This is a genomic window from Nitrospira sp. (assembly GCA_024760525.1).
Lineage (GTDB): Bacteria > Nitrospirota > Nitrospiria > Nitrospirales > Nitrospiraceae > Nitrospira_D.
Genome location: CP060499.1, coordinates 2,638,843 through 2,658,404 on the forward strand (window position 1 = coordinate 2,638,843; position 19,562 = coordinate 2,658,404).

General features: G+C 54.2%; 21 protein-coding genes. 14 read left to right on the plus strand and 7 right to left on the minus strand.

Features of this window, described 5'->3' with window-relative positions:
• Positions 1-11: 11 nt before the first annotated feature.
• The 4 genes from H8K04_12330 to H8K04_12345 all read right to left on the minus strand — a co-directional run bounded on the left by H8K04_12330 (position 12) and on the right by H8K04_12345 (position 2,736).
• The gene (locus H8K04_12330) at positions 12-431 is read right to left on the minus strand and encodes a type II toxin-antitoxin system VapC family toxin (GenBank protein UVT14633.1); all 420 of its coding nucleotides are present in this window, start codon (positions 429-431) and stop codon (positions 12-14) included.
• Positions 428-667 (minus strand): hypothetical protein, encoded by a 240-nt coding sequence (locus H8K04_12335; protein UVT14634.1) that lies wholly within the window; start codon positions 665-667, stop codon positions 428-430. Before H8K04_12335 ends, H8K04_12330 begins: the two co-directional genes overlap by 4 nt.
• Before the next feature lie 319 nt (positions 668-986).
• A complete protein-coding gene (locus H8K04_12340) occupies positions 987-1,199 on the minus strand; it encodes a hypothetical protein (GenBank protein UVT14635.1) in 213 nt (70 codons plus the stop codon).
• Positions 1,200-1,206: 7 nt separating this feature from the next.
• Positions 1,207-2,736, minus strand: a complete 1,530-nt coding sequence (locus tag H8K04_12345; GenBank protein ID UVT14636.1) for a YifB family Mg chelatase-like AAA ATPase — start codon at positions 2,734-2,736, stop codon at positions 1,207-1,209.
• 330 nt (positions 2,737-3,066) lie between these two features.
• Here H8K04_12345 and H8K04_12350 point away from each other — a divergent pair, with 330 nt between their 5' ends.
• The gene (locus H8K04_12350) at positions 3,067-3,507 is read left to right on the plus strand and encodes a hypothetical protein (GenBank protein ID UVT14637.1); all 441 of its coding nucleotides are present in this window, start codon (positions 3,067-3,069) and stop codon (positions 3,505-3,507) included.
• A gap of 113 nt (positions 3,508-3,620) precedes the next feature.
• Positions 3,621-3,857: an Lrp/AsnC ligand binding domain-containing protein gene (locus H8K04_12355; protein UVT14638.1), complete on the plus strand. Its 237-nt coding sequence runs from the start codon at positions 3,621-3,623 to the stop codon at positions 3,855-3,857.
• A 78-nt stretch (positions 3,858-3,935) separates the two neighbouring features.
• On the opposite strand, the gene H8K04_12360 is transcribed toward H8K04_12355, so the two are convergent.
• A complete protein-coding gene (locus H8K04_12360; GenBank protein UVT14639.1) occupies positions 3,936-4,919 on the minus strand; it encodes a Gfo/Idh/MocA family oxidoreductase in 984 nt (327 codons plus the stop codon).
• Positions 4,920-5,052: 133 nt separating this feature from the next.
• Here H8K04_12360 and H8K04_12365 point away from each other — a divergent pair, with 133 nt between their 5' ends.
• On the plus strand, positions 5,053-5,853 hold the full coding sequence (locus tag H8K04_12365; GenBank protein UVT14640.1) for a dienelactone hydrolase family protein: 801 nt from the start codon (positions 5,053-5,055) through the stop codon (positions 5,851-5,853).
• A gap of 77 nt (positions 5,854-5,930) precedes the next feature.
• A complete protein-coding gene (locus H8K04_12370; protein UVT14641.1) occupies positions 5,931-6,824 on the plus strand; it encodes a hypothetical protein in 894 nt (297 codons plus the stop codon).
• Between the two features lie 178 nt (positions 6,825-7,002).
• Here H8K04_12370 and H8K04_12375 read toward each other — a convergent pair whose 3' ends face one another.
• Positions 7,003-7,395: a DUF423 domain-containing protein gene (locus H8K04_12375; protein ID UVT14642.1), complete on the minus strand. Its 393-nt coding sequence runs from the start codon at positions 7,393-7,395 to the stop codon at positions 7,003-7,005.
• A gap of 120 nt (positions 7,396-7,515) precedes the next feature.
• Between H8K04_12375 and H8K04_12380 the strand changes: the two genes are divergently transcribed.
• The 8 genes from H8K04_12380 to H8K04_12415 all read left to right on the plus strand — a co-directional run bounded on the left by H8K04_12380 (position 7,516) and on the right by H8K04_12415 (position 15,851).
• Entirely contained in the window at positions 7,516-7,776 is a 261-nt protein-coding gene (locus H8K04_12380; GenBank protein ID UVT14643.1) for a hypothetical protein, read from the plus strand.
• Between the two features lie 148 nt (positions 7,777-7,924).
• Positions 7,925-8,383 (plus strand): polymer-forming cytoskeletal protein, encoded by a 459-nt coding sequence (locus H8K04_12385; protein ID UVT14644.1) that lies wholly within the window; start codon positions 7,925-7,927, stop codon positions 8,381-8,383.
• A 248-nt stretch (positions 8,384-8,631) separates the two neighbouring features.
• Complete coding sequence (locus tag H8K04_12390) at positions 8,632-9,387, plus strand: hypothetical protein (GenBank protein UVT14645.1); 756 nt, start codon at positions 8,632-8,634, stop codon at positions 9,385-9,387.
• Positions 9,388-9,779: 392 nt separating this feature from the next.
• Entirely contained in the window at positions 9,780-11,459 is a 1,680-nt protein-coding gene (locus H8K04_12395) for a hypothetical protein (GenBank protein ID UVT14646.1), read from the plus strand.
• Positions 11,460-11,615: 156 nt separating this feature from the next.
• Positions 11,616-12,746, plus strand: coding sequence for a hypothetical protein (locus H8K04_12400; GenBank protein UVT14647.1), 1,131 nt, complete (start codon positions 11,616-11,618; stop codon positions 12,744-12,746).
• A 113-nt stretch (positions 12,747-12,859) separates the two neighbouring features.
• Complete coding sequence (locus H8K04_12405; GenBank protein UVT14648.1) at positions 12,860-13,669, plus strand: hypothetical protein; 810 nt, start codon at positions 12,860-12,862, stop codon at positions 13,667-13,669.
• Between the two features lie 42 nt (positions 13,670-13,711).
• Positions 13,712-14,779 carry a trypsin-like peptidase domain-containing protein gene (locus H8K04_12410; GenBank protein ID UVT14649.1) on the plus strand — a complete coding sequence of 356 codons (1,068 nt, stop codon included), beginning with the start codon at positions 13,712-13,714 and terminating at the stop codon, positions 14,777-14,779.
• A 664-nt stretch (positions 14,780-15,443) separates the two neighbouring features.
• Positions 15,444-15,851, plus strand: a complete 408-nt coding sequence (locus H8K04_12415; protein UVT14650.1) for a hypothetical protein — start codon at positions 15,444-15,446, stop codon at positions 15,849-15,851.
• A gap of 81 nt (positions 15,852-15,932) precedes the next feature.
• On the opposite strand, the gene H8K04_12420 is transcribed toward H8K04_12415, so the two are convergent.
• Complete coding sequence (locus tag H8K04_12420; GenBank protein UVT14651.1) at positions 15,933-16,955, minus strand: DUF2278 family protein; 1,023 nt, start codon at positions 16,953-16,955, stop codon at positions 15,933-15,935.
• A 316-nt stretch (positions 16,956-17,271) separates the two neighbouring features.
• Here H8K04_12420 and H8K04_12425 point away from each other — a divergent pair, with 316 nt between their 5' ends.
• Entirely contained in the window at positions 17,272-18,216 is a 945-nt protein-coding gene (locus H8K04_12425) for a hypothetical protein (protein ID UVT14652.1), read from the plus strand.
• A gap of 140 nt (positions 18,217-18,356) precedes the next feature.
• Positions 18,357-19,496 carry an alpha/beta hydrolase gene (locus H8K04_12430; protein ID UVT14653.1) on the plus strand — a complete coding sequence of 380 codons (1,140 nt, stop codon included), beginning with the start codon at positions 18,357-18,359 and terminating at the stop codon, positions 19,494-19,496.
• The last annotated feature ends 66 nt before the right edge of the window (positions 19,497-19,562 follow it).

The window sequence follows — 19,562 nt, forward strand, 5'->3', positions numbered from 1 at the left end:
CTGGACAGGCATCATAAATCTTCAATCCAATTGATTTTGTGGCGATAGGGTGTGGCTTGAAGCGCCTGATAGAATTTTCTATCGGCCGTTACAAAGGGAATGTCCAGCTCAACGCCGAGAGCAAGATATAAGTTGTCATACAGAGCGGTTCGTGTTTGTTGAGCGAGATCGAAGGCAGCGAGCACTAACGTATCATCGGCGTGTCGACGGATCGGGACCTGCCGAAATGCGTTCCAAATATCTTCCGCTTCAGCACGCGTGAGCTCGTCACGCCGTCGTTTCTTGACCAGGACGTTACCGAGTTCCAATGTCAGCACCGCCGGAGCATGAAGTCGAGCATCCCTCCCCTTTAGCCGTAGCGCCCCCTCACTGTGCGCCTCCGGAATGAACCATTTCACGACGACACTGGCATCGAGCACATACGCGGTCACCGGTCTCGATCCTCACGAATCAACGCAGCGCTGTCACTGAACTTCCGTCCGGAACGCTTGAGCTGCTCGCGAATACGATCGGCTTCCTTCCAAAAATCCCCAGGCATGTCGTCTTTGGCGGCCTCTTCAAGAATAGTCTTGACTTCCGCCTGCAGTGAACGCCCCCGAGTTCGGGCGCGTTTTTTGAGCCGTGCCACCACGCGGTCATTTAGATTGCGAACAAGAACTTGCGCCATCCGCTGCTCCCTTTCCGAACGACATGCTAACATAATGCTAGCACTCAACGATCACCACTGCAACGGCTTTCTCCTGATGTTCAGCAGCCGTGAGCACACTTCAGCCCTAGCCCTTGCTTTCCCCCTACCTCCTGTACAATCCGTCCACGGCTCTTGATCCTGCTAACCTGCCCATTTGGCTGCGCGGGCTCTATACTGTGGTATCGGAGCGTGAGCCCTCGGCGTCTGGGGAACTGCACGCGGGTTATCCGGGGCGCAGCTGTTGGCCGGAGGAAGGTGGTAGCGCATGGTCACATCGAGGGAAGGCTCAACCCAGCACTTAAGACTTCTTGATCCGATCCAGAATCAGCGCGATGCAGCCTCCCAACAGCCCTCCGCCCATGATCGTGGTCAGCAGCTCGACGAGTTTCAGCTCCCACACCGATCCTTGCGCCTGCATCACTTCCCTAATGCCGCCTTGCACCAGGATGACGGCCAACGCCATCGTCGCTCCCACGACAAACCACCAGAGAAACACTCTTGCTGAAGCCACCGAGTCCTCACACGTCGGGATTGCGGTCAAACGAGCGGTATTGAATAGCCTCCGCGATATGCACCGTGTCAATCTTATCAGAGTCGGCTAAGTCGGCGATGGTGCGCGCGACACGCAAAATACGTCCGTGCGCCCGCGCCGACAATCGAAGCCTCGCCATTGCGTGCTCGAGCAACTCTTGAGCGGGCTGGTCGAGCCCACAATACCGCTTTACCATTCGCGGCTTCAACTGTGCATTCGTGTAGATGCCGTCGCTCCGATACCGTCGCCGTTGGCGCTCACGGGCCGCAACGACACGTGTTCTGATCATAGCCGATCCTTCTGGGGCAGGGAGTTCGGTGCGGAGCTCTCGCACCGGAACAGGAGGGACATCGAGATGAATATCCAACCGGTCCAACAACGGCCCGGAGAGTTTCGCTCGGTATCGCTGAATCTGCGTTCCGGTACACATACAGGGCCGCGTCCGGTCTCCATAGTATCCGCAAGGACAGGGATTCATCGCGGCAATCAACATGAATCGGGCCGGATACTTCAAGGTTCCGCTCGCTCTCGTCAAGATGACATGCCCGTCTTCCAACGGCTGCCGCAACCCTTCCAGGACGCCCCGTTTGAATTCAGGCGATTCGTCCAGAAACAAGACGCCGTTATGCGCCAGTGACACTTCCCCAGGCTTCGGAACGGTACCTCCTCCGACAAGTCCGGCGTCCGAGATGCTGTGATGCGGGGCTCGAAACGGCCGTACGGTCAACAATGGCCGATCCGGAGCGAGTTGGCCGGCCACGCTATGGACTCGAGTCGTTTCAATCGCCTCCTCCAGCTCCAGCAACGGAAGAATCGAGGGAAGCCGGCGTGCCAGCATCGTTTTTCCTGAACCAGGAGGACCGACCATCAGCACATTGTGTCCGCCGGAGGCGGCAATCTCGAGTGCCCGTTTGGCATGGTCCTGCCCGCGAACGTCGGTATAATCTTCTTCCTCCGTCGATCTGGTGGATTCCAGCGCGTCGCGGCTGGACCGGCTCAAGGCAATGATCTGGCTTCCTTTGAGAAACTCCACGGCTTCTGGAAGGCTATGGAGCGGATAGACAGCTACCCCTTCCACCAGGGCCGCTTCCGTACCATTGTCGGCGGGCAGCAACAAGTCATATCCCACACGGCAAGCGAGCGCAAAGGAGAGGGCTCCTGTGATGGGCTTCACTCGGCCATCCAACGAAAGCTCCCCGACCAACACACATGTCTCGAGCATGGCCTGCGGGATAACCTCCTCCGCGACGAGAATCCCGATGGCGATCGCAAGGTCGAGTCCCGATCCCTCCTTTTTCACGCCGGCGGGGGCCAAATTGACGGTAATTCTCTTGGCGGGAAAGTGAAACCCGGTGTTCTTCAGCGCGGAACGTACTCGGTCGCGGCTTTCCTTGACCGTGGCGTCGGGCAACCCAACGACGGAGAACTGGGGTAGTCCACCGGAAATATCGACCTCGACATCGACCAGATGCGCATCAAGACCGATAAGCGCCGCGCTCCGAACCTTGGCGAGCATGCAACCATTGCCTTTCTCTTCCTGACCGCGTCCAAACCTCGGCGATTATAGTAATACTCCATAAGGGTTTCAATACAGCTCCAGGCTGAGCTGGCGTCACTTGGGCTGACTCTGTATAATCCGCCCATGCGCCTCTGGTATCGCCCAGAGGGAACGGTCCCCACGAGTCGGTCAGGATGCAACAGGCAGACTTGTGCAATTTGGGCCCTCAGTCTCTCTTTCATGCTCTCCTTCCTCCCGGTGGATTGTTTCTCGACGTTCGCCGCGAACGGCCTCCCTCCGACTCCCATGCAACGGGCCAAAAGCGCATCTCCATACGTTGGATCGGCGATGGCCGTTCTCGCGACCCTTCAACAGGCCCAGGTACTTCCACCCGAAGGTACCCGAGATGCGGATCGGATCATTCAGTCTGTCATCCAGCTCCAATCCACCTTTGCCAAGGGCACGGATCGCTCCGTGCAGGATTTCGTAAACCGGGCCGTGGCCGACAAGCACGGCGAGAACGCAACGACGGTCCTCGAACGATTTCGCTCAACCGGATGGACCGCTGAAATGCTGGAGGCGCTCGCGGACGCGGACGTTCACGTGCCGGCTGAAGAGCTCCAGCGATTGGCAACCGGCCTCGGGCAATTCAACGTCTCAGTGGAAGATTTCAGGCGATTCATGCAGCTGGTGAGAGACAGCCGGTCTGCGCTCGCGGCACAGGGACAACACTTTGAGGAGGTATATGCGCTCCATAGGAACGCGATGCCTGGATCGGCGGGACAATGAATCATGTATCTCGTGAAGCGTATCTCGTATCTCGCGACAACGGCAAAGAATAGTAATGTATTACATCTTACGCTTCACGCTTCACGAACGACGAAACCTACAAGGAGGGACCCATGGCAACCCGAGCCTACATTCTCATCAAGGTGAAAGCGGGAAAGACCAAAGACGTCGTCGGCACACTCAAACGCATATCCGGCGTCGAGCAGGCCCACTCCTGCTTCGGCCGTCCGGATATCTTCGTCTTCATCAGCGTCCAGGATGAGCGGGCACTTTCCGATGTCGTGATCACAAAAATACACGCCATCGATGGAGTCGAGGAAACGGATACCCACATCGTGGCGGAGCCGTAGCCCACGGCACGATGCAAGAGTATCTCGTGAAGCGCAGGATAGAGAACGGGCGTCCTAATCTTTATTTGCGAGTACGCTTCACGAACGACGATTGAGGAGAACAGGAGCGCCACCAGCTTGTGCCGACTTGTAGCAGGCTTCGGCGATTTCCACCGCACGACACCCATCATCTCCTGTGACGGGCATCGGGGAGTTATCAGTCACGGCCTGCAAGAATGCGGTCAGAGTTGCGAGAACCGTCTGTGATGGGGGAAGTTCAAAGTTCTCTGTGTCAGTCCCGTCACTGAGCCCTACGTGGCGCTGCACCCAATCAACGTCCAGCCGACCCTGCGATCCCCACCATATTGCCCGCCCGATCCGGCCTTCCGGCACCCGCGCGATTTCAATCTGGCATCTCGTTCCACTGGAAGTGGTGAGGCGAACGGATGCCGCGGTTTCCGGTCCGGCATCCGGCCGCACGTCCATCGTGCAACGCGCCTCGCATACGTCTTCACCGGTCATGAATCGAACCAGGTCAAGCATGTGCACTCCGATTTCCAGTAAGGCGCCTCGCCTGCCATAGCCGTCGGCATGATCAAGGGCCGTCTTTCTTGTCTCAATCCGGCTGACCAAATCCAGTCGATCGGACCGCCCGATATCGTGCTGGAGCTTCTTCATGTGTTGAATAGTGTTATCGAATCGGAGGGTTTGCGCGGTCATCAACGGCACCCCTGCTTCACGAACCAACGCGGCCATCGCATAGGCATCGGCCGCTGTAGTTCCCAGCGGTTTCTCAATCAGCATGGGTTTTCGCGCTTGCACCGCCAACCGGCAGATCTCCGGGTACCATATGGGAGGAGTGACAACAACGACCACATCGACGGTGATATCGGCGATCAGCGACGCGGCCTCTCCATAGACATTGACCGGTGGCCCTCCGGGAACATCGAACCCTTGCTCGGGATGTCGGCGGCACACTGCGCTGAGGTAGGCAGTCGGAAGGTCGCGCACGATATGCTGCGCATACCGAAGCCCATGCCTGCCCACTCCGATCAACCCTATACCGATGCGTTCCTTATTCATGAGTGCCTCTCGACTGATTCAGAGTAAAACGGAGGTGCCGATCAGTCAATGGCGCTCATTTGACATTCCCGCAAGCGGCTTCATATAGTAAGGCGATGCCGCGTGCGAAGCCGCTCCGATAACGCTCTTGACCATGCCTACGACTCAAACAGCCCCCTTTACATTGGAACAGATCGGAACAGGAACGGCGCGCTTTCCAAGCGGAGTGCCGATCCCCACGCATACCGATCAGATGGTCGATCCCTACTTCAAGAGCAAGATGCCGAAGGAACACCAAATCGATAGCCTCTTGTTTTGGCCGCAAGCACCAGGAACCTATCCAGGCCTGGTGTTGCTGCATGATTGGTGGGGCCTGACCGGGCAGATGAAGGATCTAGGCGCGAGGCTGGCCTGCGAGGGGTACGCCGTGATCATTCCCAATCTCTACGGCCGCTTGGGAGGGATGGTGACCGCCAATGACGATGTGGCAGCCGTCCTACTGGAACGGCAAAACGACGCGCATGTCATCACGGATATCAATTCCTGTTGTGAATACCTCAATACCCGCACCTTCACGAAACGGAATATTCATGGCGCCGTCGGCTACGGAATGGGCGGATCCTACGCGCTGCGGTTCGCCTGTCATCGAAAGCGGTTGCGCGCTGCCGTGTCATATTACGGCAAGATGGTCACGCCCAAAGAACTGATGAAAGATCTCTATTCACCTGTGCTGTATCATCAGGCAGGAAAGGACACCTGGGCCACACAGGATGACGTCGAACAGATACGCACTGCCGCTGGCGAGTATGCCAAACGAGTCGAAACTCATCTCTATCCCGAAGCATCCCACGCCTTTTGTAACGATATGAAGCCGGGCATCTATGATCCCGACAGTTCGGTCCTCGCCTGGGAACGAACTGCGAGTTTCTTGAAGTCTTGCTTCCAAGGAACATGACCCGCAGCAGACAGCCACTCCCCTACCGGATTCCCACACTGACCGATGGTGCGAATCGCAGCCGGCCTCGCCCTACCATGGCAAGTGTCTTCCTGCTCGTGGGCCTCTCGATGCTCACCCTGTCACCCGCAGCCGCAGAAGAACGGGTGTCACCGACTCTTCTGGCCGAAACGGTTGGTCAGCGTGCCGACCAGTTCGCTCCGATCGATTCAGACGAGGGCGCCATGACACTGTTCACCACCAGCGTCGGCCCTGCGCTCGGCCTGAAAGATGCTGCAGGAGCGCTCAGAACCAAGCGACTCCCGAGTAAGATGGTCAAGGAGCTGGGATTGACCGAATTATCCCAGACGGTCTATGAATTGATGGGAGCACTGGCTGCGTGGCAGCTGGCCGATTCACTCAGCCGCGACGCGATCTCATCTTCAACAGCGGTCTCCCTTTCCCCTGCCCGCCAAGAATGGTTGCGTGGTCGCAGCCGAAGCGCATCGCTTGCCGACTTGCTCCGCCTCACCGAGGAAGACCAGACCCTTCGGACGTCTCAACCAACGTTCAAGCAACAGAACACAGAACTTTTGTTGGCTGCTGAACGCACGGTATTTGAAGCGAGCCAGCGGGCAACCGCCGCCTGGTGGGACATCTACGGGTGGAAGGAGCGTATCAGGCAGGCGAAAGGCCAGGCGCGGTTGTGCGGGACCTGGCAATGGATCGTTCACAATCACCAGAACCACGGAGAGCAGAAGGCCACCATTACGTTTCCCCCGGCCGGACAAGTATCGGCCAACTCCGTCACACCGACGGAATCCATTATCGTGGGAGATGCCATCTACTTGCGATGGGAGCAAAACGGCCGCATCCAGGAAGACAGTCTGCTGTTCATCAAGGACGATGCGAAGATCGAAGGGTCGTTCGTGAACAACATGGGGGGATGGGGACCGATTAGCGGCAAGCGATTGACCGGCTGCCAGCCCTAGTAGGATCTCTTATGTTGAGGTCTTAAGCAACACCTGCGGGTAATAGAGTGATGTAGCGGATACCCCGCAAGATGTTCAAAAAGTCCATCCAGCGAGGCCGCAGCAAGCGAGATGCCGAGGCGTACTTCTCAGTACGTTGAGGCGTTGAGCGATGCGAGAACAAAGCTGGGGGACTTTTTCAACATCTTGCCCAACGCCACGCACGCCAACCCAGCAAGACCCAACCAATAATAAACAGTGCTCCCCCGACCGGTGTGACCGCTCCGAGCCAACGGATGCCCAGCAACGAGACTCCATACAGGCTCCCGGAGAACAAGAGCGTCCCCGCCAAAAACAGCCAACCGGCTTTGGCTGCTCCAACATCACGCCCGATACGAACAGCTAAGCCACTCAAGATCATCCCGAAGGCATGATACATCTGATAACGAGTGGCCGTGTCGTAGACGGCCAACATCGGCTGATCCAATACACCTTTGAGCATATGAGCCCCAAAGGCACCGGCTGCCACTCCAAGTCCGGCACTGATACAGCCGACAAACACCAACCACCGAGATGACACATCGACATCCATCGCACTTAGCTCCCAGATATGCCCCGTCGCAGACCGGCGCGATCATACGCGATCCCAACCGAATACTCCATCCACTGGACCGAGTCTGAAAAGCCTTCCCACCTATGATAGAGTTTCACCATGGATCGACGATGCTCTTTTTGGGTGCTGACATTCCTTCTTGTCACCGCTGGCGTAGCCTCTTCCGCTGACTCGCAACAAGCCGAACGCAACAAGGGGCTCACAGTCGATGAGCTCACGCGCGGGTTACGGAGCGCCGCACAGAACGTCGAGAAAGAAATTCCGAAGATCGGACCGGCTATTGGAAAGGCCGTCAAGTCCATCGCCGCACAAGGTTCGGACAAGGCACGCACTCCGGAATCACCCTCGGGCAAGAAGTGAGTCTCCCTCCCGCTACAAAACCGAATTGCTGAAAATCACCCTTTGATTCTTTCTCCCGACTCCTGTATGTTGACACGGACTTTTGACTGACTTTGTACACAAAAGGTGTTGAGTACGCTCATCTCAAGCTTAAAAGAGGGTCACCATCATGTGGGACAAAAAACGAGAACTTGAGGGCGGCGATAATGGGAATTTCACCGTTCTCGGGAAAGATGTCACATTCAAAGGCATCGTCCACTTTCACAGCACCGTTCAATTAGACAGCTCGATCGAAGGAGAAATTCACGCGAAGGGCATGCTGGTGATCGGCGAGAACGCGATCATCCGAGGCACCATTATCGCCGAGACGATCGTGACCAGGGGAAAGATTCACGGGAATATCACCGCGAGCGGAAAAATCCAGCTGCTCAAGCCCGGCGTCCTGCTCGGCGACATCTCCACCCCTTCTTTTTCGATGGAAGAGGGCTCATTCTTTAAGGGGTCGATCGACATGGGTTCCCATCCGGTCGTCGATGAGCTCGAACAGAGCCCCATGGTCTACACTGAGATGGCCCCGAGACTGAACGTGTCCCGCCCCGTTCTGATCGAAAGCGACCGAGGGAACTGACGTTCCCTCGCATCGTGTAAGGTCGAGCCGGCGGCTATCACGCGCTAGTGGCCTTGACCCGCGTTAGCTACGTACGGAAATTCCTACCGAACACCTCGTTCAAATCAGTCGCCACATCCGACCGCCATCTTGCCGGCTCGCTGTTGTGCGACCGTAACTGCTCCGCACCATTATTCACAAAGATGGAGATCCAACCTTCCTCCATTTTCGTAGATCGGGGTATGAGCCGAGATGGAATGAGGCGTTCCGTGATCGCGCCCTACGCAGAGCTGCTCGCCAGACCACCACTCAGCCTTGCAACACCGCAGAGGCCTTTACAGAAGCTCGACGATTCCCTGGCACTCAAGCGCTTACTGCTCATCATTGCCACCATTGCGATCAACATTGTTGCTGTCGCTGTGCTGACATGGGCGCCTTGGTCTGATTGGAAAACCGGCCTTGCGCTTAATGTCGTCGATAACGCCATGTTGCTCTGGTTCGTTGTGAAACATGGAGACATCCTCCTTGGGCGGTTGATGATCTTCGGACTCGGAGTGGGCTTCACGGAACTAGCGGCGGATGCCTGGCTGGTGGACTATACCAAAACGCTCGACTATTCCATCGGCGGCGGACCAATGCTCTGGCGCTCACCTCTCTGGATGCCGTTCGCCTGGGAAGTCGTCGCCGTGCAATTCGGATATGTCGGACTCTGGCTCTGGAATCGATTCTGCGGCTGGGGATTGCTGGGCGTCGGCCTGCTGGGCGCGATCAATATTCCCTACTATGAAGAGATGGCTCGGCGTATCAACTGGTGGCAGTATGACAACTGCCGCATGTTTTCCCAAACACCGTATTACATCATCCTGGGAGAGTTCGGCATTGCGATTCTGCTGGCCATCCTTGCCAAACATGTCACTCGCGGCAACTGGATGACATCGATCATAGCCGGCACCATCGGCGGCCTCGGCATTTTTGTTTGTTACGCCCTTGCCTATGGCATCACCGACGGGATCACCCTGCCGTGAACCATTTTTGAATCTTTAACTGTTTCGATCCGCAGCCTGAACGAACGCCTTCAACACTGAACTCTTGCCCACATTCACTAGCACGCACTCGATAGAGCTTATCGTACCTATTGAGTCGCGCTGTAAAACTTTAGCCCTACGAGTCATATTCTTTACATTCTCTCTAGCCCTACTATCCTGCCTTGCTTGGCCCCAAGCGCAAAAGCATGAATCTATTCGGATTCACTATGGATAAAAATGGATTCACGTTACGAAATTGCCGTTTCGCAGGTAACATCACAATCCTTCGCAATTCATGCAATTCCGTCGCTATCCTCGAGGCACATCATTTGCTGGATGAGTCAGCAGCGCAACAAGTCTCTTGCATGCAACCCAAGCGAAAGGAGCATCGCTTGAGTACACTCAACATACCAATGAATAACTCCAATCGGTCAGGCTTACCATCAGTTATTCTCCTGATAATCAGTGCAATATTGATTGTAGGCTGTCAGACATTCTCTGTTCCCACGAAACATGTGGTCATGTTTGGCAGAAATGGACAAGCAGTCGATCCCACAGGAAACGTGGGAGAGGGTCGACACAGCACGTTATTGTCATACCGGCACTATGAAACAAGTGAATACGAAACACACATCGATCGAGTTCTTGGAGGAATCGCGCAATGGGGCACTGCACCTCAAAACGGCCGGCAAGGCAAGCGCAAAATCATGCTTTTCATCCATGGAGGAATGAATACACAGGTGGGCTCACTTCGCCGGATGACTGAAGAGTTCGAGGATGAAAAAACTCGAATAGATTTGATCAAGAAAGAGGGATTCTATCCCATATTTATCAATTGGAGATCATCGCTATGGTCTAGTTATTTCGAACACCTGTGGGAGACACGTCAAGGAGAACGCTGGCCGTGGTACGCCGGCATCCCATCCTCCATGATCATTTTCCCGGTGGACGTTACGCGCAGCCTGGTGCGCGCCCCGTTGGTCTGGGGGCAGTTGATCTATAACGATTTCAAAACATTCGACAATGCATGGAATCATTTCGGTCCAGGCCTCAGCGGTACAATCAGCATCGAACTCATGTGCCGGTACAATTTAGCTACCCCGCTCGATTCATGTACCGACCAGCTTAAGTTGCAAAAGCCTCCCTATTGCGTGCCCTTTGCTATAGAAGCTAGCCCACCGGCGTTTAGGCCCCCCTCTCGTCCGCCATCAATGGACACTTTTCCGATTTCAATTGGAAGCGATGAGGGACGGTGCACCGAGAAGAATCTGCGCGCAGCGTCTTATCTCTTTACGTTCCCCATGAAGCTAGCCATTGCCCCAATCCTCGATACATTTGGGACCAGTGCCTGGATAAACATGCAACGGAGAATACATCTTTTGTTCCACTCCGAGGAGGAAATGCGGCTTTCTTCAATTACTAGAGCCGCTAAAGCACGAGATGAACTGGCGACAATTCCTGCCTCTGGAGGGCTTTCCATATTCATGGAAAAGCTACTAGAAGCCAAGCGCAAAGACGCGGCGTATGATTGGGAAATTGTCGTAGTGGGGCACAGCATGGGTGCAATCGTGCTCAATGAAATGATCCAATTGTATGGCCCCAAGCTGCCCATTTCTCGAATTATCTATCTCGCTGCGGCTTCTTCAATCGAGGATTATGAAGATTCACTATTCCCTTACCTTACCGCAAATACAAAGACTCACTTCAATAACTTCATGTTGCATCCTGTTGTAGAGCGCGGCGAGATTCAGTATGAATGGGGCGACCTCACGCCTCGAGGATCGCTCCTTACATGGCTCGACACTTTCTTAGCCAATCCGGAAACGCTTCAGCACCGAAGGGTTGGCTCCTACGACAACTATTTGCGCAGCATCCACAGCACACCAATCTGTACCAATGCCGGTGACCAATGTTTGCGAAGTCGCATCCACGTCAGGAGCTTCAGCGCTGGAATTGCCGCTGCTGATACAAACCCCCAGAATCACTCGGAAATGGCAGAACGGTTTCGATTCTGGAACGCTAAGTGCTGGCAAGTGGATACACCATCGGAAGAGTGTATTAAGCCCGAATAGCAGTAACTTTTTCTATTGAGGGGGGGGCAGCCAATGATTCCAAACCCATTGGAAAGTCGCGGTCGCTCACATTGGATTATGGTCTTGCTCTTGTCAACCAGTCTCCTGAGCACAGGCTGTACCGGATCTCACTTTAACATCACGCGAGAAATTGGAATGTTTCCACCGCTAATAGAAAATCGATCGGACTTCTATGATGATGCGAGCGAGCGCTGCCCGAAAAACATGCAAAATGACGTGAGGCCCGAGTGTATTCGCTATTGGGAATCTGTGCTTTGGGCCCAAGATTATAGAAGTTATGCAAGGGCACGAGCAATTCTGAATCGGGACATTATCTACTTGGGCGGAGTTGTGGCATTGGCAAGCGTAGGAGCCCTGGCTGGTTTTTCGGCCCTGGGCCATACAGGCTCTGATGCATACGTGGTCATTCCGATAGTCGGCACATTCCTCAGTGGCCTTCTAGCGTACAGCAAGAATGATGCATTGTACGAGGCCTACGAAGTAGCGGGAATGAAAATGGAGCAGGCTCTTCGTGGCGCAGCAGATCACATTGCGCCAAACACAGCAACCGCTTACAGAGAAGCAACGTCTGCGCTTCGTCGAGAAGTGGGTAGTGCAATCGATGAACTGACACTGAAGAAGATCGATATTGTGAAGTTCCAGTCGAAGAGTGGGGCAGATCAGTTTAGAGCCGTTCGCGAAGCCTCCGCAGAAAAAGAGTTGGGCCTATTCCGACTCGATAAGGTGGAGACAGACAAACCTAAAGATCCAAGCAAGCTGACTGCAAAATTGAATTCTCCACTCGATCTCCAGAAAGCCCCAGCAAGTGAATTACGTCTCAAGCTTAGTGCGACGGCGAATAGCGATACTTTTACCTTGCGAGTGCTGTCAGTGACAGGCGCTGAGGTGTCAGCTGTCATACCTTCAGAACTGTTGAATCATGGTCCGCGGGATTATCGGGTAGAGTTGCAAGCTCGGAATGGGGAATACACCATGAAGGGTAGCGATTCAGTGAGGTTAGAGTTTAACAACGTTCGGCTTGGCATCAAAGTGAATGGCTCTGGATCTGTTTCGTATCGGGATGCAGGTACAAATCTGGTGAACTGCGCCCCTACTTGCGATACAGGATTGATCCCCATTAATGTGGCGACGGATTTGACAGCTACACCTCCAACCGCCGGCCCTCCGACCTATACTTGGAAGAACTTCCCAGGCTGCACGGTGAATACAAGCCCGTGTGCAGTCACCCCTGCTGACGATATTACTGTAGAAGTCACATTTCCTTGACGCTTGAGGCACAGCGAAACCAGATTCCGATCGTATAAACCTTGCAGTTTAAAGTGGGAACCACACTATTAAGAGCATTCTTGGCCTATTGAGATAGTGATGTGGAGGAATAAATGAAATGCTTTCGTTGTCCTGGGCTTATGATTTCATTAGCATACGCATCAATTCTATGCATACCCACCCTGACAAGCGGAGATACAGGTGACTCATCAGAACTACCAAGACCAAATCCTGCAATATTTCAGTCCGGAGATTTTGTTTGGCCCAAGAGGCCAGGCGCATATGTTCCATATAACGCAGGTAGTGCTAACTCCCCTGAATTGGATAAGGAACAATGGAACAAAGAAAGAGATATTTATCTGCAGAAGTATCAAGATTCACCAATGGCAGACAAGGTATTGCGACAAAGACTAGATACACTGCGAGCAATGGATTTTCGCGAATTCATTGCTACTTACGCAGGCGGACAAGAAGCAGGAGTTCCTGGAGTCTATTCCGGGGGAGGTTTATATGTTGGACACGTGGGCATCATTGAAGTCGACTCGAAGAACGTCCCATGGGTGATCGAAGCCTTGCTGAATCAAGGCGTCGTGCGTACAAGATATAGCGATTGGATCAAGCAACGTTCAGACCAAGTCGTTTGGCTTGGGCGCATTCGCCAGCTTAGCGCAGAGCAACGTTCCAAGGTGGCAGCAGAAGCCAAACATTATCTTGGAAGACCGTATGATTTTTGGAATTTTGATCTCAACGATGATTCTGGGTTCTATTGCTCCAAGCTCGCGTGGCTCAGCATTCACCGCTCACTTGGATTTGCCATCGACGGGAAAAATGATCCCAATCGTTTCATTTGGTTTTCCCCAAAACAGTTTCTTTACCTGCCTACGATCGAAAGGATCCATGATCCAGGTCCGTACGCAAAGTGAGAATTAGTCTGGCGCGATCGGGACACAAAGGAGGATATGCTCATGATACATATAGCACGCATCTTTCTTAGTGTCGCACTGGTCACCGCCCTCATCGCAAGCTTTGCCAGCGAGTGTGCTGCAGACGATTCGCCATCAGCAACATATGCTGCGCTCGGCTCCTATGGTAGCATTCGTAAGAACAACGCAAACAAAGTACTTTACATTAAATCAATAAAGAAGAAGAAGGACGGAACGGGAGTAGTTCAAAAGAGTTTTGGAACTGGATTTTTACTCACGGATGATGGTCACGTACTGACAGCTAGTCATGTGGTTCTACAGCCGGATATCGACACACTTGTCGATACAATGGCAAGCTTTGGATCAGCTCATAATCACGCATACCCACTTCAATTTATCAAGAGAGACGTGGACGCCGGAGTCGATGCCGCGCTCCTACAGCTGCCCAACACCGTGAAAGAATTGACTGGGGTTCATATCGGAAACAGCAAGAATGTTCCAGAAGAGGCTGAACTGTATGTACTCGGTTTTCCGACACCACTTCAAAACCTAAACTCAGGAATAGGGCACCTCAGCAGCAAACTCGGACCTAACGGTTGGTGGGTAACAAGTCTACCGTTGAATAGAGGAAACAGTGGTGGCCCAATTTTTGACATTGGAGGGAATGTAATAGCAATGGCCATTGCTGGAGCCGATGAAAGCCAAAGCATAACTTACGCAATGCCAATAGGCTACGCCAAGGGTTTGATCGATATGGTAGCAATCGATACTAATAGTCTTCGCCTTCAAACTGCTGAGAACAAAAAAGTGGCAACGCAAGGTTTTGCATTCTACAAAGCCGTTGATCACAATGAGGAAAGAACATTTAATGAACAATTCTGCCTTCCCAAAAATTACAAGGTGACGGAATTCGATAAGAAAGTGGCAACCCAAAGCGGTGCCGAAACCACAATCCTTGTTGAGCCAACGGCTGAATCTTCGAATTGTGTCACGGTAACATCACTAATTAAGGGATTTGGAGTGGAACAGATCGGCCCCATAACTACCGAATACAAAGGGCGTGGATGGATCGGAGGCAAACTGCTAATACGAGGAGAAAAGGCAAAGTAACGGTACTCATATGTGTCATCTTTAAGGAAAGAACGCTACGATCTGGGACGTCAAGCTACCAGTAGCCACCAGACGCCACGCACATTGATCCAGTATTACAGACCCGCTGTCGCTCTCCGCAATTGGAAGCCAGCTTCTTTGACCTGATCAAATCGATTGACGAAGGGATGTAGCGGAATCCATTCCCGCCCAGCAGCAAACGCTACTAACCCCTCCTGCAGTTCCAAGCACTCGATAGCTGGATGAACATATGCTATCGGCATCTCCTCAAGGCCGTTTAATAGCGCCATTACGTTTGCCTTTGCGGCAGGGGATACAAGCGGTGCAGATATTTCTCACACGAGTTCAAACGAAAGCACCAATTGGTGATTCCCTCGTTGCAGAACCTTGCTAAACTCATCTGCCTTGCAGGGCTTCCCCTGTTGGAAGAGTCCTATTAAATCCTTCGCATCTAGATATATTTTCATCGAACAACTCGATAATCGTGGGTAAGTAAGGTGCTCAGGTTGCTCCGATATTTTGTTTCTACCTGATAGAATCTGTCAAATCTTAGTCCTCCAGAGTGCCCTTCCTAGCAATAGCACGCTATTCTCGAAACCGAGAAGATGAAGTTGAGGCCTGTTGTTGATCTCGTTCTCCCCTCCCGCTAGGATGGCCCCTCTCAATGTCAATACACCCTTGGAAGACGGGCTTCATGCTGTTGGGACCGATAGCTCTACTGTTGATCATTTCTCTGGGTGGCTGTGCAACCGGGCACTATAGGCCGCTGGGTGAGGCAGGGAAGGAGGAGGTTGAGCAGCTCAGGGAGAACGTATACCGGGTGGAGTATCGCGTGAATGTCCTAACATCGCAGGACCAGTTGGACCTGTATCTCCTCCGCCGCTGCGCAGAGCTGACGCTCCGTGAGAAGTATGACTTTTTTCACCTCGCCCAGCGCGCCGACGTCCTGGGACTTTCACGCCGCACGGCTATGACGGTGACGATGCACAAAGGCCGCAGACCCGTCGGTGTTCCTGACCTACATGATGCGCAGGATGTGCTAACCAAGACAGCTCTTGCTAAACCGAACTAGGAATGTCCCAACGAGCAGCGATTGCCGCGTTCTCTGCGGGCTCCACCTCTTGAGAAGATGAGCCCCACATGACAACCTCCCCTAGAACACGATCGTCCATCCATCTTTTTTCGCCTGCTGCGCCGTATACGACACCCCGTCCACCTTCAAACCCTTCTGATTAAGCAGAGTGATAATTCCACCTTTGTTCCCCAGCTGAACCTCCTGAGGCAAGTTCACCACCAGAGTGGCACCGGGCGGGATGACACCGGACAGCACACAGGTCTTCTTGAGCCGGTCGGCAATTTTCCATCCTGTCAGATCAATCGACTCGGGCGACGCATTGAGCAGCGTAACCGTCTCCTGTTCCGGCGAAGGCCCGAGCGGATTCACGAGGGCACCGACGATCCGGACGATATGGTCCGGCTCGGTCGGATTCGGCTGCGGCCCCGGACCGGGAGTCGGCACGTCTGGGCTGGCATGACCGGTATGATCATCGGTGTGCCACGCTTGGGATTGAAACGCCAAAAACACGGCCACCCATTGACTGGAAGAAGGAAAATGGAACATAAGGGCTCCATCCTGCCAAACCCCGTCATCACCGGTATGAGGCGGCGCATTCCCTTGGTTCATATGAATGTCGTGAACACCGTTCCCTGGTCGAAAATCAAAAATCTTGTCTGCTTTCCCACCCTCCGGTCCCCACCGCTCCCCAAACGCGTAGACCCGTGCTGCTGGTTCCTGCATGGCCCGCTTGACGTAATGCTCGATCTGGTCGCTCAAATCATTGTCCGGTCCAGGAAGATCGGGTGGAAGGAGCCGCATATCCGATCGATCAAAGAGATTACCGCGGATAAAATCCACCGCCTGCCCGCCCGGCTTACTCGACAACAGGGTAAAATCGTCGGATAAACCCGGTAACGTGGCGGTAATGGGATGACGGAAATCGCCATCGACTACAAAGAGAAGTTCCGACGGACTGAGTTGCGATTTGACGTTCACCGCGATGCGGTGGTGTATGGAACCGGCTTGAATGTGAACTTGATAATGCGGAGAGGATTGGTCTTCCTCACGCATGGCCCCGATGGCTCTTCCTTTCAGCACTCCGTATCGTTTGAGCGGCATGGTCGATCTCCTTTATCAATGTCCGTGGCGAATATTCAGATGTGCAGCAAATCACATACCGAGCAGAATCGATCCAGCGTCCTCAGTCTTTATCGGGGCTTTTCAGGCACTCGATAGGAGGGAGTGCTGTGAATGCGACAGGAGTGTATCAAACAGGATTTCAAGTTGAATCGAATGAGATACACCGGAAAGAGAGAGGGGACCACAACCTCGGATGAGCACTTGCGCAAACTCATAAACATTGGCAAGCTCCGACCTGTTTTGTACAACGGCGAGGGATCGAAGCCCCTTTAATAGATGGAGTCAGAGACGTCCTATGGAAAATTTGTGCCACTCTTTCGCTCACGCCAGCCTGGTTACCCTCTTGATATCCGTAACAGGTTGTGGAGCCGCGCAACTCGGGATGTGCGCGCCGCACACGAAAGAGGAAGGCACGCCGGTCGGTGCATGGACTGAATGTTTTGAGCAACCCTTTTCGCATGCCGGGACGACGCATTCGGTGTTCTGCCTCAATGACGGCACATCCAAGCCGCCGGTCCTTTTGCTCCACGAACTGACCGGGTTATCTCCGGGAACACTGGCGTACGCGGAGGAGCTCTCAAAGGATTTTACCGTCTATGTCCCGCTGCTGTTCGGGGAGAAGGGACGGTTCTCGCTCGTGAGCGGGTTGGGGGCCTACTGGTTTCAGGGATCACTCGATTTTTTCCCAGGCGGTGAATGGGGAGTCCCCGCTCAAGGTAGTGCCCCGATCGTGAATTGGTTGCGCGGCGTGGTGCACAAAATCGGAGAGCGGCACCATCAGCAATTCATCGGCATCATCGGCAACTGCATGACCGGTCCGCTTCCTGTCGCGCTGCTTGATCATCCACAAGTCGCCGCCGTGGTGGTGGCGCAGCCTGCCCTGCCCATGCGCTTCTGGTGGTACACCGATGACGACAAGCAATCGCTCGGCCTGTCGGCTGACGATCTCACGGAAGCGAAAAAGAGCACAGCGAAGGTCTACGGGCTGAGGTTCGAAACGGACTGCATCTCCGACCGCGCGAAACAGCGGACTTTGCGCGATCAATTTGGCACGCGGTTTATCAGTGGAGAAATCCCCGCGAGCGAATACCAGCGGGACGGAAAGCCGGTCAATGCGCACAGCACCTTGATCGGCGGGTGGAAGAAAGACGACACGGCAGGACAACCGTCGCGAAACGCGCGGATACACGTTTGGACTTTTCTCTGGAAGGAACTCGGTGCAACTCGTCCGGAGACATAGTCTGACCGTCCGATCCTCTACCGACCAGGAGCCGGCGATCCGTTCTTGACTTTCCTTGTCGAAGCCGATATTCAGATCTCGCTCGGCACCGTCCGGTACCGGCCAGAGCATCCCACCTTGTGAGAGAAGGAGCGACGAACATGACGGCGTTACGACTCTTCTATGCGACCAACCGCAACCATCTCGGCAACGATCGCTGGCACCCCGACGGCTACGGCAAAAAATTCAGCGATGATGGGGTGGAAAACCTCCGCTTCGGTCGTGTGACGGTGGAGGCCGATGACGCCAAGATGGCCAAATACCTTGAGGCGGACTGCGGCCCCATCGGGCAGGGCGACGGCGAAGGGCTGATCAAGTACCTGGCGAAATGCGCCGAATCCGCAAAAGTCGTCGCATACAAGGAAAAAATCAACCGTTCAGTGGCCGAGGACCAGCAGGAGAACATCAAACTCGGATCGCAAGGGGCCTTTTCCGATCTGCAAACGATCATGCGCAAGAACACGGATGTGCTGATTTTTATCCATGGCTATAACGTTTCCTGGACTGACGCAGTCGGCACGGCACTGTCGCTTCAGGAAATGCTGAATCATAGTTCCGAAGCCGACCCCGAGCAAGCCGTACAGGTAGTGCTCTTTACGTGGCCATCAGACGGCATGGCCCTGCCGTTCGTGTCCTATAAGTCCGATCGGTCGGAAGCAGCCGGATCCGGCAATGCGGTGGGACGGGGCATCCTCAAAGTACGGGACTTTCTGGCCGGCCTGCGCCGTGATGATGAACAGCTCTGCAAGCAGGACCTTCATCTGTTATGCCACTCCATGGGGAATTATCTGTTGCAGAACGCGGTCACGCGATGCGATGCCTTCACGCCGGGGAATGCCTTGCCCCGCCTGTTCGAGCATATCTTTCTCTGCGCGCCCGATGTCGATGACAACGTGTTGGAAGAGGGACAGCCGCTGGGGCGGGTCCACGAGCTGGCAAGAAGCGTCAGTGTTTACCACAATCGTGGCGATGCGGCGCTCGTCATCTCGGATTTCACCAAAGGCAATCCCGACCGGTTGGGATCAAACGGCCCGGCCCGACCCACCCTCATGCATAACAAGGTGAATCAAGTCGACTGCAGCGGAATCGTCAAGGGGCTGGTGGAGCACAGTTACTACCTGGTGGGCAACGTCAATGCGGATATTCGCATGAGCATCGATGGAATGCCGCATGACGACCAAAGACGCCGCCGAACCAAGGTTGGCACAATGGGGAATCAGTGGGAGATGCGTTCGGCGTAAGGAACACTCCGACGGATCTTTTTAGCCTTCTCTCCCCTCTGTTCGCCGTTCCCGGCCTTTTGTAAA

Coding starts and splice junctions, on each gene's coding strand:
- H8K04_12425 (UVT14652.1), top strand. CDS start 17,272: ATGGAAAATTTGTGCCACTCTTTCGCTCACGCCAGCCTGGTTACCCTC.
- H8K04_12345 (UVT14636.1), bottom strand. CDS start 2,736: ATGCTCGCCAAGGTTCGGAGCGCGGCGCTTATCGGTCTTGATGCGCAT.
- H8K04_12400 (UVT14647.1), top strand. CDS start 11,616: ATGTTTCCACCGCTAATAGAAAATCGATCGGACTTCTATGATGATGCG.
- H8K04_12430 (UVT14653.1), top strand. CDS start 18,357: ATGACGGCGTTACGACTCTTCTATGCGACCAACCGCAACCATCTCGGC.
- H8K04_12420 (UVT14651.1), bottom strand. CDS start 16,955: ATGCCGCTCAAACGATACGGAGTGCTGAAAGGAAGAGCCATCGGGGCC.
- H8K04_12405 (UVT14648.1), top strand. CDS start 12,860: ATGAAATGCTTTCGTTGTCCTGGGCTTATGATTTCATTAGCATACGCA.
- H8K04_12350 (UVT14637.1), top strand. CDS start 3,067: ATGGCCGTTCTCGCGACCCTTCAACAGGCCCAGGTACTTCCACCCGAA.
- H8K04_12355 (UVT14638.1), top strand. CDS start 3,621: ATGGCAACCCGAGCCTACATTCTCATCAAGGTGAAAGCGGGAAAGACC.
- H8K04_12385 (UVT14644.1), top strand. CDS start 7,925: ATGTGGGACAAAAAACGAGAACTTGAGGGCGGCGATAATGGGAATTTC.
- H8K04_12380 (UVT14643.1), top strand. CDS start 7,516: ATGGATCGACGATGCTCTTTTTGGGTGCTGACATTCCTTCTTGTCACC.
- H8K04_12410 (UVT14649.1), top strand. CDS start 13,712: ATGATACATATAGCACGCATCTTTCTTAGTGTCGCACTGGTCACCGCC.
- H8K04_12365 (UVT14640.1), top strand. CDS start 5,053: ATGCCTACGACTCAAACAGCCCCCTTTACATTGGAACAGATCGGAACA.
- H8K04_12370 (UVT14641.1), top strand. CDS start 5,931: ATGGCAAGTGTCTTCCTGCTCGTGGGCCTCTCGATGCTCACCCTGTCA.
- H8K04_12335 (UVT14634.1), bottom strand. CDS start 667: ATGGCGCAAGTTCTTGTTCGCAATCTAAATGACCGCGTGGTGGCACGG.
- H8K04_12415 (UVT14650.1), top strand. CDS start 15,444: ATGTCAATACACCCTTGGAAGACGGGCTTCATGCTGTTGGGACCGATA.
- H8K04_12360 (UVT14639.1), bottom strand. CDS start 4,919: ATGAATAAGGAACGCATCGGTATAGGGTTGATCGGAGTGGGCAGGCAT.
- H8K04_12375 (UVT14642.1), bottom strand. CDS start 7,395: ATGGATGTCGATGTGTCATCTCGGTGGTTGGTGTTTGTCGGCTGTATC.